Source organism: Neorhizobium sp. P12A, assembly GCF_008365395.1.
Classification (GTDB): Bacteria; Pseudomonadota; Alphaproteobacteria; order Rhizobiales; family Rhizobiaceae; genus Rhizobium.
Genome location: NZ_QOVX01000002.1, coordinates 541,095 through 556,368 on the forward strand (window position 1 = coordinate 541,095; position 15,274 = coordinate 556,368).

Sequence of the window (15,274 nt, forward strand, 5' to 3'; positions counted from 1 at the left end):
ACGTGCCGGTTGTGTAAATTTTTACTCCTGAAAAATAACTGAAAATCAAGTTTTCCGTGGTTTCATGATTATCGAGAGAGGGAAACCATGAAAAGTCTGCTTTCAGGTCTGCGTTTGCAGAAGGACAACCCGAAGTTCCTGTTGGCTCAGTACGACGCCCTGTCGGCACAGATTCCTATTCTCTACGTTCTCCTCGTGATCAACGCGCTATCCGTCGCGATTACCCATATTCATGCAGCACCGCTTTGGCTGGCACTCGATATCCCGGTTGCGCTGAGCGTTGTTTGCGTGTTCCGCATCATCTGGTGGCAGATGAACGGCAAGGGCCGTCTCGATGCCGAACGCGCCTACAAGGTGATGCGGCGGACCATCTACGTCTCAGGCGTTCTGACTGTTGGTTTCGGCGGCTGGGCGATCGCGCTTTACCAGTACGGCAACCCGTTTCAGCAGGGACAGATTGCCTATTTTCTTGTTGTCACAGGCATATCCTGCATCTTCTGTCTCATGCATCTGCCGGCGGCGGCCTTCGTGACGACGGCCATCACCTTCTCGATGATGGTGGTGGTTTTCATGTTTTCCGGCAATCCGGTCTTCCAGGCGACAGCCCTGAGCGTCATGTTTCTCGCCTATCCCTTCATTCGCGTGATCAACAGCTATTTCCAGAATTTTTCCGGTCTAGTCCGGCTGACGGAAGAGCTGGAGGAAAAGCAGAAGGAGGCCGAGCGGCTGAACCTGGTCAACAGCAGGAATGCGCTGCATGACCAGCTGACCGGCCTTGCCAACCGCCGCAGCTTCTTCCGCGAACTGCAGATTCTCCTTGAAGCGCATCCCGACCAGGCGCCGATCGTCGGCCTCGTCGATCTCGACGGTTTCAAGCCGGTCAACGACGTGTTCGGCCATGCTGCCGGCGATCAGGTGCTGAAGGAAACGGCCGCGCGATTTCAGGCGTTGATCGGCAGCCATGGCACGGTCGCACGCCTCGGCGGCGACGAATTCGGCGTGATCTTCCCGCGGGATATGAGCCGCGATGACGTGTCCGATAGGGGACACGCGCTCTGCGCCGCCCTGCGGCAGGCCTATGAGGTTCCGGGCGGCTCGATCCGTGTCTCCGGCTCATGCGGCATCGTCTATCCCGAGGGTGGCGGCCATACCGTAGAAGAACTCTATGAAAAGGCGGATCTGGCGCTTTATCAGGTCAAGAACAAGCGGAACGGTGGCGTCGAATTCTTCTCGGACGATCTCGAAACGATCCTGAAGCAGCGCCACCTCATCGAGCTGGAATTGCAGGGCGATGATTTCGCCAGGGAACTGAAGCTCGAATATCAGCCGATCGTCGACCTTGCCGATGGCCGCGTCGTCGGCCTGGAAGCGCTCGCCCGCTGGGACAGCGCTCGGTTCGGCCGCATCAGCCCGGATGCCTTCATTCCGGCGGCCGAGCGTACCGCCGTCATCGGCAAGATGACCCGCACGCTGTTTGCGCAGGCGCTTCAGGCGCTCGCTGTCATTCCCGCTCCGGTTCGCCTATCCTTCAACCTGTCGGCGCGCGATATCTGCGACCAGGAGACATCCATGGCGCTGCTGGCCATGATCAATGCCGCGACGGTCGATCCGAGGCGCATCGAGTTCGAGATCACCGAAACGGCGCTGCTGTCGGATTTCGATACGGCCTATGAAGTGATCGGCATGCTGCGTTCAGCCGGCATCACCATCGCGCTCGATGACTTCGGCACCGGCTTTTCAAGCCTCAGCCACATCCATCGGCTGGAATTCGACAAGATCAAGATCGACAAGAGCTTCGTCATGCAGTTCGAGCAAGACATGCGCTGCATGAACATCACAAGGTCCGTCGCTGACCTCTGCCACAATCTCGGCATCGCGTCGGTGGCTGAAGGCGTCGAGACGGCCGAGATCGCCAAGGCCCTCTATGCGTCAGGCGTTCGGCTGGCGCAGGGCTATCATTTCTCCCGGCCCCTGTCCCTCGACCGCGCAATCGAATTCGTGCGGCAGAACGAGGCCGGCACGATGCTGCCCAAGGCCGTCAACGCTTAGTCGGGCAGGATTGCCGAAGCCCGGCCGAGGAAGGCCGGGGCATTGCGTTCCACCGCTTCCACCAGAAAATCGATCACTGCCCTGACACGCGGCACATGCCTCAGATCGCGATGACAGGTGATCCAGTAGTGCCGCTTCAGATCGACCTCACCGGGCAGCACCATCTGCAGGTCAGGGTATCCGTCGGCGATGAAGTAGGGCAGAACACATAGGCCGAGCCCGTTTCGCGTTGCCGTCAATTGCGCAAAGATGCTGGAACTCTGGAATTGCGGCCGGATGCGCGGATGTATGTCGCCGAGATAGTCGAGCCCCGGCGCAAAGATCATGTCTTCGATGTAGCCGATGAAGGGATGATCGAGCAGATCTTCGCGACAGGTCACAGGTGGATTGACGGCCAGATAGTCCCGCGATCCATAGACTTGTAGATGGTAGTCGGTGAGCTTCTCCACGAAATAGGGGCCACCCTTTGGCTCGTCGAGCACCACGCCGAGATCGGCCTCCTTGCGGGACAGGGACATGATCTGCTGGATCGTCACGAGCTCGAGCGCAATGTTGGGATAGCGCGCGTTGAAATCCTGCAAAATCGTCGCAAAGAAGAAGTTGGAAAATCCCTCCGGCGCGCTGATGCGCACGACACCGCGCTGTGTGGTGGAGCCCGCCGCCAGATCGGCCTGAAGCCGCTCGGTTTCCTGCTCCATCCGCTCGGCGGTATCGACAAATCGCTGGCCCATGCTGGTCAGCACATAGCCGCGCGGATTGCGTTCGAAGAGCTTGACCTTGAGTGCGAACTCCAGCCGGTCGATGCGCCGGGAGACGGTGGCATGACTGCTGCGCAATTGCCGCGCAGCGGTCGAAAGCTGCCCCGTCCGCGCCACGGCGAGAAAGAATTGCAGATCGTCCCAGGTGAAATGCTGCGACCCGTTCATGCTCCTCCTCTGTTCAAAAATGAACAGACCCTGTTTGGAATTAATTGCAAACTATGCTTGCGTCAACGCGCGATTTCCTTGATCGTAATATTCTGAAAAGTCGTTTTGAGGAGAACGGCTGGTCAATTCTGAACAGATTCGCAATCTGCCAAATCTCTGGGAGGAGAGAAGTAATGCGAAAGAACATCATCGCGTCCCTGGCATTTCTGCTGGCCGGCAGCACCGCTGCTTTCGCCGCCGGCATCTCCGACAACGTGGTCAAGATTGGCATCCTGAACGACCAGTCGGGTGTCTACGCCGATTTCGGCGGCAAGTCTTCGGTCGAGGCTGCCAAGATGGCGGTCGAGGATTTCGGCGGCAAGGTGCTTGGTGCCCCGATCGAGATCGTCGATGCCGACCATCAGAACAAGCCGGACCTAGCCTCCAACATTGCACGCCAGTGGTATGATCAGGATCATGTCGACGCGATCATGGAACTGACCACCTCTTCCGTTGGCCTTGCCGTGCAGGCGCTCTCCAAGGATGAGAAGAAGATCACCATCAACACAGGCGCTGCCACTACTGACCTCACCGGCAAGGCCTGCACTCCCTACGGCTTCCACTGGGCCTACGACACGCATGCGCTTGCAGTCGGCACCGGCGGCGCCATGGTCAAGCAGGGCGGCAACAGCTGGTTCTTCCTGACCGCCGACTATGCCTTCGGTTATTCGCTGGAGCAGCAGACGAGCGATTTCGTCAAGGCAAACGGCGGCACGATCGTCGGCTCCGTCCGCCACCCGCTGTCGACCAGCGACTTCTCTTCCTTCCTGTTGCAGGCACAATCCTCCGGCGCCAAGGTGATCGGCCTTGCCAATGCCGGCCTCGACACATCGAATGCCATCAAGCAGGCGGCCGAATTCGGCATTACCCAGGGAGGCCAGCATCTGGCGGCTCTCCTCTTCACCTTGGCTGAAGTTCACGGCCTTGGCCTGCAGGCAGCGCAAGGGCTGACCTTGACCGAGGGCTACTACTGGAACCTCGACGACAAGAGCCGCGAATTCGGCAAGCGCTTCTTCGAACGCACCGGCAAGATGCCCAACATGGTCCACGCAGGCACCTATTCCGCCGTGACGCAATATCTGAAGGCGATCCAGAAGGCCGGGACGGATGACACCGAAGCTGTCGCCAAGGAACTGCACGAAATGCCGGTCGACGATTTCTTCGGTCGCGGCGGCAAGGTCGGCCCGAACGGTCGCATGATCCACGACATGTACCTGCTGCAGGTCAAGAAGCCTGAAGAAAGCAAGGCACCCTGGGATTACTACAACGTGCTCGCCACGATCCCCGGCAAGGATGCCTATATCGATCCCGCCAAGAGCGGCTGCCCGCTGGTCCACGGCTGATCGCTGCGATGGCTGTCTCTGCGGCCAACAACAACAGGGAACCGCGGGTGGTCTTGTCCGCCCGCGGCCTGAGACGCGATTTCGGTGGCTTCACCGCTGTCAGGAATGTCGATCTCGATGTGCACGATGCGAGCGTCCACGCGCTGATCGGGCCGAACGGTGCCGGCAAGACGACGGTCTTCAACCTCCTCACCAAATTCCTGCAGCCGACCCACGGCACGATCACCTTGATGGGAACGGATATTACCAAAACCCCGCCCGACAAAGTGGCGCGCATGGGCCTCGTGCGCTCCTTTCAGATATCGGCGGTCTTCCCGCATCTGACGGTGCTGGACAATGTGCGCGTCGCGCTCCAGCGGCCCAACAATCTGGCCCACCAGTTCTGGCGGCCACTCGCAGCGCTCGAAAGCCTCAACGATCGGGCGGACCAACTTCTTGGCGTCGTCGGGCTGACCAAGGAGCGTAATGCAGTGGCCGCCGATCTCTCCTACGGTCGCAAGCGCGTGCTGGAGATCGCCACCACGCTGGCGCTCGACCCGAAGGTGCTGCTCCTCGACGAGCCCATGGCCGGCATGGGACAGGAAGATGTGAGCGTCGTATCGGGCATCATCCGCGACGTCGCAAAGGATCGCGCCGTCCTGATGGTCGAACACAATCTCTCCGTCGTCTCCAATATCTGCCATCACGTGACCGTGCTGCAGCGGGGCGAGATCCTTGCCGCGGGCAATTACGCCACCGTCAGCAACGACGCGCGTGTCCGCGAGGCCTATATGGGCACGGAGGAGACGTGAGATGACGACGCTTCTCGAAATCCAGGGCCTCAATGCCTGGTACGGCGAAAGCCACGTGCTGCACGGAGTCGACATGAAGGTAGGCCAGGGTGAGACGATCACCATCCTCGGCCGCAATGGCGTCGGCAAGACGACGACGCTGCGCACCATCGTCGGCATCATCCGCTCCCGAAAGGGCACGATCAGCTTTGACGGAGCCGACATGATGCAGGTGCCGCTGCACAAGACCGCGCATCGCGGCATCGGTTTCGTGCCGGAAGAACGCGGCATCTTCTCCACCCTCAGCGTCTCGGAAAACCTGATGCTGCCGCCTGTTGTGGCGAAGGGTGGCATGACGCTCGATGAAATCTACGAACTCTTCCCCAATCTCTACGAACGCCGCAACAGCACTGGCACCAAACTCTCGGGCGGCGAGCAACAGATGCTCGCCATGGCGCGTATCCTGCGCACAGGCGTGCGCTGCCTGCTGCTCGATGAACCGACCGAGGGCCTTGCGCCCGTCATCGTCCAGCGCATCGGCGAGGTGCTGAAGAAGCTCAAGGAACGGGGCATGACCATTCTCCTCGTCGAGCAGAATTTCCGCTTTGCCAGCCGCATCGCCGATCGTTTCTATCTGATGGATCACGGCCAGATGGTAGCTGAATTCCCGGTCGGTGAACTGCCGGAGCGGATGGGGATGCTGCATAAGGTTCTGGGGGTGTGATGGTGGTGATCAGGGCTCTCGAATTTGCTGATGGCAAGACCCCTCCCCAACCCCTCCCCACAAGGGGGAGGGGCTTATCTGCCCTATCGTCCATGCTGCAATTGGGTCAAGGCCGCGCCACGAGTCTTCTCCCCCCTTGTGGGGGTCCGAAGGACGGGTCGAGACCGGTGGCTCGACCCCGGGACCGGCGGGCCAGAGAGGGTCTTTGTCATCGCATCGTGAAGAGAGCGGAGGCCGTAACGCCATGACGATGATCTTCGGCATCCCGCTGCAAGCATTCCTAGGCCAGCTACTGATCGGCCTCATCAACGGCTCCTTTTACGCCTTGCTCAGCCTCGGCCTTGCCATCATCTTCGGCCTGCTCCGGGTGATTAATTTCGCTCATGGTGCGCAATATATGCTCGGCGCTTTCGCGGCTTACCTGTTGCTTGCCTATACCGGCATCGGCTACTGGCCCTCGCTGATCCTCGCGCCGCTCATCGTCGGCATCCTCGGTGCGGTCGTCGAGCGGCTGTTCCTGCGGAGGCTGTACGATCTCGACCCGCTCTATGGCCTCCTCTTCACCTTCGGCCTGGCGCTCACGATCGAGGGCACCTTCCGTTACCTCTATGGAGCCTCGGGGCAGCCCTATGCGCCGCCATCCGCGCTTACCGGCGCCGTCAATCTCGGCTTCATGTTCCTGCCCATCTATCGCGGCTGGGTCGTCATCGTTTCGCTTGTCGTGTGCATCGGCACATGGCTTTTGATCGAGAAGACCAAGCTCGGCGCCTATCTGCGCGCTGCCACTGAAAATGCCGTCCTCGTTCAGGTCTTCGGCGTCAACGTGCCTGTTCTTCTGACCCTGACCTACGGGTTGGGCGTGGCACTCGCCGCTTTCGCGGGCGTGTTGGCGGCGCCGATCTATCAGGTGTCGCCGTTGATGGGGTCGAACATCATCATCGTCGTCTTTGCCGTCGTCGTGGTCGGCGGCATGGGGTCGATCATGGGGGCGATTGTGACGGGCTATCTTCTCGGCATTGCCGAGGGACTGACAAAGGTCTTCTATCCCGAAGCCTCGAATATCGTTATCTTCGTCATCATGGCGATCGTGCTTCTCCTCAGGCCCGCGGGTCTCTTCGGGCGGGATGCTTGATATGGCTGAGATGACCCATACGCTCAAATCGAAGGAACGCAGTCGCACGGCCATGTCGGTTCAGGCCGGCTTCCTGGTGACAGGCCTGTTGCTTCTTCTACTGGCGCCGTTCTTCGTCTACCCGATCTTCCTGATGAAGCTTCTTTGCTTCGCGCTCTTTGCCTGCGCCTTCAATCTGCTGCTCGGCTATACCGGCCTGCTCTCCTTCGGCCACGCGACCTTCTTCGGCGGTGCGGCCTATTTCACTGCCTATACGGTGAAATCTTGGGGCTTTCCGCCAGAGCTCGGCATATTGACGGGTGTCGCAGGCGCAGCCGTGCTCGGCCTTGTCATGGGCTTCCTCGCGATCCGCCGGCAGGGCATCTACTTTGCCATGATCACACTGGCCCTGGCGCAGATGTTTTCCTTCTTCTGCCTGCAGGCGAAATTCACCGAGGGCGAGGATGGCATTCAGTCGGTCCCACGCGGCCACCTCTTCGGCGTCATCGATCTCAGCAACACCAACACGATGTATTACTTCGTGCTCGCCGTCTTCATCATCGGCGTCTTGATCATCTGGCGCTTCATCAATTCTCCCTTCGGCATGATCCTGAAATCGATCCGCGAGAACGAGCCGCGGGCCATATCGCTCGGCTATTCCGTGGTGCGCTACAAGCTCGGCGCCTTCGTCATGTCGGCGGCGCTCGCAGGCCTCGCAGGTGCGGTCAAGGCGCTCGTCTTCCAGTTCGCCACGCTCACGGATGTCGCCTGGCAGATGTCAGGCGAGGTCATTCTTATGACCCTGCTCGGCGGCATCGGCACGCTGATCGGCCCGCTCTTCGGGGCGGCCTTCGTCGTCACGCTGGAAAACTATCTCGCCACCTCGGAATTCCCGGTGACGATCATCACGGGCATCGTCTTCATGGTTTGCGTCCTGCTCTTCCGCCGCGGCGTCATCGGTGAGTTCTACGCCTCGCGTCTCGGACGGAAGCTGGGGTTTGAATATCGTCGATGAGGCGGTGAACGGCGGAAAAATGGATCGCTACGACTACATCATCATCGGCGCCGGCAGTGCAGGCTGCGTGCTCGCCAACCGCCTGTCCGAGGATCGCAACAACCGCGTCCTGCTCCTCGAAGCCGGCGGCAACGACAACTACCACTGGATCCACATCCCGGTTGGCTATCTCTATTGCATCAACAATCCGCGGACCGACTGGTGCTTCACGACGGCGCCGGAAGCGGGGTTGAATGGCCGGGCGCTGAATTATCCGCGTGGCAAGGTGCTCGGCGGCTGCTCCTCGATCAACGGCATGATCTACATGCGCGGCCAGGCCCGGGACTATGATCTCTGGCGCCAGCTCGGCTGTACCGGCTGGGGCTGGGATGACGTGTTGCCCTATTTCACCCGCTCGGAGGATCACTATCGAGGCAAGGACGAGATGCACGGGACGGGCGGCGAGTGGCGCGTCGAGAAGGCGCGCGTCACCTGGGCCGTCCTCGACGCCTTCCAGGCGGCGGCACGTGAGGCGGGCATTCCGGAGACCGCGGATTTCAACCGCGGTAACAATGAAGGGTCGGGCTATTTCGACGTCAACCAGCGCTCCGGCATCCGCTGGAACACCGCCAAGGCCTTCCTGCGGCCGGCAATGAAGCGAGAGAACCTGACCGTCCTGACCAAGGCGCAGGCGCGCCGTCTGCTGGTCGAGGAAGGCATCGTAACCGGCGTCGAGTTCCAGCATGACGGCACCGCCAAGCGAGCCTATGCGGATAAGGAAACCGTGCTATCCGCCGGCTCGATCGGTTCGCCGCATATTCTGGAACTCTCCGGTATCGGCCGCGGCGATGTGCTCAGTGCGGCCGGCATCGATGTCGTGCGCGAGGTCAAGGCCGTCGGCGAAAACCTGCAGGATCACCTGCAACTGCGCATGGCCTACAAGGTCACAGGTGTGCCGACCTTGAACGAGAAGGCAACGAAGCTCATCGGCAAGGCAGCGATCGGGCTCGAATATCTCATGCGCCGCTCCGGCCCGATGGCGATGGCGCCGAGCCAGCTCGGCATCTTCACCCGCTCCGGTCCCGATAAGGAAACGCCCGACCTGCAATATCACGTGCAGCCCGTCTCGCTCGACAAGTTCGGTGATCCTCTCCATTCCTTCCCGGCAATCACCGCCAGCGTCTGCAATCTGAGGCCGGAGAGCCGCGGTTCGGTGCATCTGGCAAGCCCCGATTTTGCCGCCCAGCCGACGATCAGCCCGAAGTATCTTTCGACGCCCCGCGACCGCGAGATCGCCGTGCGCTCCATCCGGCTGACGCGAAAGATCGTCTCCCAGCCTTCCTTCGCCCGATTCAAGCCTGAGGAGTTCAAGCCCGGCCCCTCCTACCAGAGCGAAGCCGATCTGGAGCGCGCTGCGGGCGATATCGGCACCACGATTTTCCATCCGGTCGGCACCTGCCGCATGGGCAATGACCCGCAGAGCGTCGTCGATGTCAGGTTGAGACTGCGGGCCTTGGCCAGGCTCAGGATCGCCGATGCCTCGGTCATGCCATCAATCACCTCGGGCAACACCAATTCGCCGACGATCATGATCGCAGAGAAGGCAGCCGAAATGATCCTGGCCGACAATCGTTGAGCCCGGCGCTGGACAGATACTATGTAAGGCCCATGTCCTTGGGTAAGCGGGTCCTTGGGTAAGCGGGGCGTCGGACATAAAACGGAGCTTTGAAGGCAGATGTCACTTACGGAATCGGGCACCGACGACATCATCATCGAACGCAGCGGATCAGCGGGCGTCATCCGCCTCAACCGGCCGAAGGCGCTGAACAGCCTCACATTGCCGATGGTCGAGGCGATCAGTGCTGCCCTGCGGGCGTTCGCGATAGACAACACGATTGCCAGCGTCGTCATCATGGGCGAAGGCGGGCGCGGCTTCTGCGCCGGAGGTGACATCCGCGCACTTCACGTCAGCGGCCGCGATGGCACCGGCGATGCGAGCTCATTCTGGCGGGCGGAATTTCGATTGAACCATGCGATCGCCCATTATCCCAAACCCTATGTCGCGCTGATGGACGGCATCACCATGGGCGGCGGCGTCGGCCTCTCCTCCCATGGCAGCCACCGCGTCGTCACGGAGCGGACGAGGCTCGCCATGCCGGAAACAGGCATCGGCTATTTTCCCGATGTCGGTGCAACCTGGCTGCTGCCGCGCACGCGGGGAGAACTCGGGACCTGGATGGCGTTAACGGGCCTCGACATCAATGCGGCCGACGCCATCTATGCCGGCCTTGCCGACCATTGCGTGGCATCATCCGGCCTCACCGATCTGGTTGCCGCGATCGGCGACCTGCCGTCGGACGCTTCTGCAGCGCATGTGCATGATGTCATCGCCGGCAGGTCAGGCGAACCCGCAGATGGGAAGCTTGCCAACGCCAGGGCGCTGATCGATGCTGCTTTTGCCCATGACAGGGTCGAAGAAATATTGGCGGCTCTCGCCATGGCCCCAGAGGCTTTTGCCCAGGATACTTTGAAGGTCATCGCCACCCGTTCGCCGACCAGCCTGAAGCTGACGCTGCGGCTGCTGCGGGCCGGGCGCAGGAGCAAGAGCCTTGCCACATGCCTGGAGCGCGAACTCGGCGCTTGCCTGCAGGTCCTGCACAGCCCGGATTTCTACGAAGGCATCCGCGCGGCCGTCATCGACAAGGACCGCAATCCGAAATGGTCTCCCGCCAGCCTCGCAAAGGTGGATGAGGCGACGATCGATCGCTTCTTTGCGCAGAAGCCTAAGCTTTTTGAGAATCAGGACGGGAAGGAAAATCCATCATGACACGGATCGCATTCATCGGTCTCGGCAATATGGGCGGGCCCATGGCCGCCAATCTCGTCAAGGCGGGCCATACCGTCACCGGTTTCGACCTTTCCCACGACATGCTGGCCGCTGCCGAAAAATCCGGCGTGAAGCCCGCCAATATGCTGACTGACGCGATTGCCGATGCGGAGGTCGTGATCACCATGCTGCAGAAGGGCGCGCAGGTCCTGACCGTCTGGGGCGATATCACCCGCTCGCCGGCCAAGGACACGCTTGTCATCGATTGCTCGACGATCGATGTCGACAGCGCCCGGCAGGCTCACGCCATGGCCAAACAGGCGGGATGCCTTTCGCTGGACGCCCCGGTCTCGGGCGGCACGGGCGGTGCGACGGCGGCGACACTCACCTTCATGGCCGGCGGCTCGGAGGAAAGCTTTGCGCGCGCCAAACCGCTTCTGGAAGCCATGGGCAAGAAGATCGTCCATTGCGGCGACGCGGGCGCCGGCCAGGCAGCGAAGATTTGCAACAACATGATCCTCGGCATCTCGATGATCGGCGTCTGCGAGGCCTTCGTGCTCGGCGAGAAGCTCGGGCTCTCGCATCAGGCGCTGTTCGACGTCGCCTCGACCTCCTCGGGCCAGTGCTGGTCGATCAATACCTATTGCCCGGTTCCAGGCCCGGTTCCGACCTCGCCGGCCAACAATTCCTATAAGCCCGGCTTTGCGGCGGCGCTGATGCTGAAGGATCTTCGGCTGGCGCAGGAGGCGGCCCTATCGAGCGGCGCGGCCACGCCATTGGGTGCCGAGGCTGCCCAGCTTTTCTCTCTGTTCGAGAAACAGGGCAATGGCGCGCGTGATTTCTCCGCCATCATCGAGATGTTTCGGGAGCGGATTTAAGGACTGGAGGAGGCTTGCGGCAAATGCTACCATAGATAGCTATTTCCTCAGGAGGCCGATGCTGTTCATGCCGACACCCCAATGAGCGAGTGGGATAAGCAAATATCCGGAATGCCTGTCAGTCAGACATTCCCCTTCGATCATATGAAAGCATGTCTTCGCACCGGCAGGTTGTTGACGTCGATCACCTGGGCCTCGATCATTGCGGCCTGCGCGCTCTTCCTCTCCGCGATGCTGTCCAGCGAGGCGTATGCATCGCTCTATCTCTGGCGTATACCCTACTTTGCCGCGATTGCCGCAACGACCGGCCTCGCTGACTATTATGTCAGGCTCGAAACCAGAGAGCTATGGACGGAAATCTATGCCGGCACCAAGTGGCTGACGCCTGCTGGGGAAATCGGGACAGCGATCAAGGCAAATGCCAACGGGAGAAGCGTAGAACTCGACTTCAACGACCCGTTTCCCGTTGTGATACCTGTGGTCATGTTGTCGGCAGTCGAGCATTCGCCCGATAAGGCTGCATTGATCGCTGCAAGTGGAAGGTTGAAGCTGCTCCGGAACAGGATGAGGCGGCGTTTATTCTACGCTTGTCTTGCTTTCGACGTCGTTGCTGGCGTCTTCGCATTTTCATGCGCAGACCCTGCGCTTCCGCCTGCAGTGGCCGCCGCCATTGCCCTTGCCATTTCGCTGTGGCTCTTCGGCTGGCAATTTTGCTTTCTCGTCGAACCGACCAGAACCGGCTACCCGGACAAGACCCTCCTGGAGTTTTCCGCTCGCAGATGGAGGACGAACTATGGGGAAATCGGCTCTGTCCGCTGGGTCACGATAACGGAACAGGAAGGAGCAGCCGATAAGGTCATGATTGTCCTGAAGCTTTCCAATGGCATTGCGGCACGCTTCAATCAGAAAGACCTCACCGTCGTCGAAGAGCCCATCGTATCCTCGTCGCTGCCTGCGACAACTTGAGGGTGGGGACCGCTTTCTGGGACGAGAAAATATTTGCTACGGAATTGCCGGAAATTAGAAGGTCCCACAATCGCTATGAGGCTCGTTACCAGATATTGTCCATCAGGCTACTAGACAATCCAAATTCACCGGACGTAAGCTAAGAACGATGATGGACGCCAAAACAGAGAAAGCGATCGTGATCCTGATCTGCCTCGGAACGATCGCGTCGATGATCATGGCTTTCGCGTGAATATGGAGGGGGCGGACGAAATGCTTTACGATCCAGAAATCTCTCGATCTCTGTGGCCACTGCCTTTCCGCCGGCAGTCGTGGGGAACAGTGATTGCTCTTGTGTCAGCCATCGCGGTGGCCGGGATCATATGCGAGAATCTGCCCAGCGCCTTGGTTACCGGGCGAAGCGTATCGCCGGTTTCGTCGAACCACGCGGCGAATTGACGGGGTCAGACCGTCGCAAGACAAGCCTAGACCGAAACGGTCAAATCCACCGGCTGCACGAAGGACAGGGGCGCAGTTGCCGAGGCCGTCTGCGGCTGGATAAGCCAGGCACCGAGTGCGGCCAGTGCTGCGCAAATGAAAACGGCCAGAATCGCCTTTTGAAAATAACGCCGCCGTTCGAGCTTCAAGTCTTCTTCATATTCCATCTTCATCTCCTTCGTCAGACACATGCCTGACGAATGGAAGGCCGGTTTGATTGGGAGTTCGGCCATTCTGCAGGGAGCGCTCAGTCTTTTGAGCGTTCGAGTGACAATCTGCGGTTAGTTTATCCGTTTTACATGAACGTAATCCGAACGAGCCGACGCCGAAGCAGAGAAAATCGCGGACGCAATGCGACTTCCTGTCGCTTCAATGGCCCGCGGGAGCGGCGCGATAGGCTTCCCGGCCGGCGACCCAGGTGCGACGTACTGCGGGGACAGCGCCGTCCGGCCAATCGATCAACACGAGATCCGCCCGCTTGCCGACTTCGATCACGCCACGATCGGAAAGCCCGGACGCGCGCGCCGGATTGCCGGAAACGAGCTGCCAGAGCGCATGGAGCGGTGCCACGGCATCGGCCTTGAGCCGCGCCAGGCCGAGCAGCATCGCCGGGTAATAATAGTCCGATGCGAGAATGTCGCAGAGGCCCTCGCGGATCATGTCGGCGGCACCGATCGAAGCGATGTGGCTGCCGCCGCGCGTCGCGTTCGGCGCCCCGAAGACGATGAAGTCGCCAGCGTCGCGGGCGGCCTGCGCCACCCTCTTGTTCATCGGGAATTCGCTGATCCGCGCGCCCCGGAGGCGGAAGAAATCGCGTGTCTCGATCTGGCTGTCGTCATGCGACAACATCGGCGCGTCGACGGCCTGACCGAGAGTGGCCACTTCCTCGATCGCAGCGGGCACCTGCGGCCGGCGCTCCCACATGCTCCGGACGAGCGCGACCATATCGGATACCGGGATCTTCGCCCGCTTGGCGCGTTCCGTCATCTTTTCCGCAAATGCAGGCGTTTCGGGATCGACCGTCGGGAAGGCCGGATCGAAATCGAACGGCCGTTCCTGGAGCGGTATCGAGGGATGCAGCATGACCATCGATGTGTGGTCGTTGAAGGCGATCGACGGCTTGCGCGGACCGGCAAGCGCCTCGCGGATAAGGTCGATAGCCTCGAAGCAGAAGGTTTCCCAGCGCAGCTGCACGCGATTGTCCACGGTCAGCCGCGGGGCGAGTGCGTCGAGTGCGCGGACGATGGCATAACCGTTTTCCACCGACCGAAGCCCCGGCTCCCAGCTCAGCGTCAGGGCGTGGTAGGCGGTCGCAATGCCGTTGGCGGCAAGCTGGCGGTCCGTTTCGAGCAGCGCGGGGGCAACCGGGAGCATGGTGCCGGGACGCGGCATGACCTGCCGTTCGAACGCGTCGCCATGAATATCCACGAAAGCCGGGGCAAGCAGATGGCCACGTCCGTCAACAATATCAGCTCCGTCGCGGGCACCGTCGATCGCTGTGATCCGGCCATTTTCGATGCGAACAGAAGCGGGTTCCAGACGGTCGCCGAACACCACGGTCGCGCCCTCGATGATCACTGCCGAATTGTTCTGCATCTGTCTCGTTCCCGCAAAAAAGAAGAGGCGCAGCAGCCAAGTCCCACGACAGGCTGCGCGCCGCGGGCTGCTTCTACCCAGCCGATATGACAGATTTGAGAAGGTGACGCAGAGGCACGCGCCTTATTTTGATGTCCTACCCCGGCGTGACGGCCAAGCCTTCACCGGCTCACGGACCGGATTAGCGATGGCCGTCAGATCACACGATCTCGCACGACAGCCTCGCATGGCAGAAGCCTGTCGACCTCATCGAGTTCCTTGGCGTGATGGGCTCCCCATTCGATGAGTGAATCAAGGATAGGCCGCAAACTTTCGCCAAGCGGGGTGAGCAGGTATTCGATGCCTTGAGAACTGCCGGCAGAAGGCTGTCGGCTCACCATCCCATGTTCCTCGAGCACTCGCAGCTGCTCAATCAGGACTTTCTGGGAAATGCCTGCAATGCGCGTCTCAAGCTCGCAGGTGCGTTGCGGGCCATCCAGCAGTGTGTAAAGCAGAACCGCCTTCCAGCGCCCGGAGATGACACCCAGCGTGCGCTCGACCGGCAAGCCCGGCAGTCTCTTGATGATGTTCATGT

Annotated in this window: 14 protein-coding genes; 10 read left to right on the forward strand and 4 right to left on the reverse strand. The window is 60.7% G+C overall.

Features of this window, described 5'->3' with window-relative positions; all coding sequences use genetic code 11:
• Positions 1 to 87: 87 nt before the first annotated feature.
• Complete coding sequence (locus tag DTW90_RS08675; RefSeq protein WP_132521063.1) at positions 88 to 2,049, forward strand: EAL domain-containing protein; 1,962 nt, start codon at positions 88 to 90, stop codon at positions 2,047 to 2,049.
• Here DTW90_RS08675 and DTW90_RS08680 read toward each other — a convergent pair.
• Complete coding sequence (locus DTW90_RS08680; RefSeq protein WP_132521065.1) at positions 2,046 to 2,975, reverse strand: LysR family transcriptional regulator; 930 nt, start codon at positions 2,973 to 2,975, stop codon at positions 2,046 to 2,048. The two genes, DTW90_RS08675 and DTW90_RS08680, sit on opposite strands and share 4 nt — an antisense overlap.
• A gap of 173 nt (positions 2,976 to 3,148) precedes the next feature.
• Between DTW90_RS08680 and DTW90_RS08685 the strand changes: the two genes are divergently transcribed.
• From DTW90_RS08685 to DTW90_RS08725, 9 genes are all read left to right on the forward strand, one after another.
• Positions 3,149 to 4,357 (forward strand): ABC transporter substrate-binding protein, encoded by a 1,209-nt coding sequence (locus tag DTW90_RS08685; protein ID WP_132521067.1) that lies wholly within the window; start codon positions 3,149 to 3,151, stop codon positions 4,355 to 4,357.
• 8 nt (positions 4,358 to 4,365) lie between these two features.
• The gene (locus DTW90_RS08690) at positions 4,366 to 5,148 is read left to right on the forward strand and encodes an ABC transporter ATP-binding protein (protein ID WP_132521069.1); all 783 of its coding nucleotides are present in this window, start codon (positions 4,366 to 4,368) and stop codon (positions 5,146 to 5,148) included.
• A gap of 1 nt (position 5,149) precedes the next feature.
• Positions 5,150 to 5,851 (forward strand): ABC transporter ATP-binding protein, encoded by a 702-nt coding sequence (locus DTW90_RS08695; protein ID WP_132521071.1) that lies wholly within the window; start codon positions 5,150 to 5,152, stop codon positions 5,849 to 5,851.
• Positions 5,852 to 6,095: 244 nt separating this feature from the next.
• Entirely contained in the window at positions 6,096 to 6,983 is an 888-nt protein-coding gene (locus DTW90_RS08700; RefSeq protein WP_149337690.1) for a branched-chain amino acid ABC transporter permease, read from the forward strand.
• Position 6,984: 1 nt separating this feature from the next.
• On the forward strand, positions 6,985 to 7,977 hold the full coding sequence (locus DTW90_RS08705; RefSeq protein WP_149337692.1) for a branched-chain amino acid ABC transporter permease: 993 nt from the start codon (positions 6,985 to 6,987) through the stop codon (positions 7,975 to 7,977).
• A 19-nt stretch (positions 7,978 to 7,996) separates the two neighbouring features.
• Entirely contained in the window at positions 7,997 to 9,592 is a 1,596-nt protein-coding gene (locus tag DTW90_RS08710; RefSeq protein WP_149338404.1) for a GMC family oxidoreductase, read from the forward strand.
• A gap of 99 nt (positions 9,593 to 9,691) precedes the next feature.
• Positions 9,692 to 10,783, forward strand: a complete 1,092-nt coding sequence (locus DTW90_RS08715) for an enoyl-CoA hydratase/isomerase family protein (protein ID WP_149337693.1) — start codon at positions 9,692 to 9,694, stop codon at positions 10,781 to 10,783.
• Positions 10,780 to 11,661 (forward strand): 3-hydroxyisobutyrate dehydrogenase, encoded by an 882-nt coding sequence (gene mmsB, locus DTW90_RS08720; RefSeq protein WP_149337695.1) that lies wholly within the window; start codon positions 10,780 to 10,782, stop codon positions 11,659 to 11,661. The genes DTW90_RS08715 and mmsB overlap by 4 nt, the downstream gene beginning before the upstream one ends.
• A gap of 111 nt (positions 11,662 to 11,772) precedes the next feature.
• The gene (locus DTW90_RS08725; protein WP_149337697.1) at positions 11,773 to 12,627 is read left to right on the forward strand and encodes a hypothetical protein; all 855 of its coding nucleotides are present in this window, start codon (positions 11,773 to 11,775) and stop codon (positions 12,625 to 12,627) included.
• 464 nt (positions 12,628 to 13,091) lie between these two features.
• Here the strand turns inward: DTW90_RS08725 and DTW90_RS08730 are convergent, their stop codons facing one another.
• The 3 genes from DTW90_RS08730 to DTW90_RS08740 all read right to left on the reverse strand — a co-directional run bounded on the left by DTW90_RS08730 (position 13,092) and on the right by DTW90_RS08740 (position 15,272).
• Complete coding sequence (locus tag DTW90_RS08730) at positions 13,092 to 13,271, reverse strand: hypothetical protein (protein ID WP_149337699.1); 180 nt, start codon at positions 13,269 to 13,271, stop codon at positions 13,092 to 13,094.
• Positions 13,272 to 13,473: 202 nt separating this feature from the next.
• Complete coding sequence (locus DTW90_RS08735) at positions 13,474 to 14,700, reverse strand: alpha-D-ribose 1-methylphosphonate 5-triphosphate diphosphatase (RefSeq protein ID WP_149337701.1); 1,227 nt, start codon at positions 14,698 to 14,700, stop codon at positions 13,474 to 13,476.
• Between the two features lie 194 nt (positions 14,701 to 14,894).
• Positions 14,895 to 15,272, reverse strand: coding sequence for a helix-turn-helix domain-containing protein (locus tag DTW90_RS08740; RefSeq protein WP_149337702.1), 378 nt, complete (start codon positions 15,270 to 15,272; stop codon positions 14,895 to 14,897).
• Positions 15,273 to 15,274 lie beyond the last annotated feature (2 nt).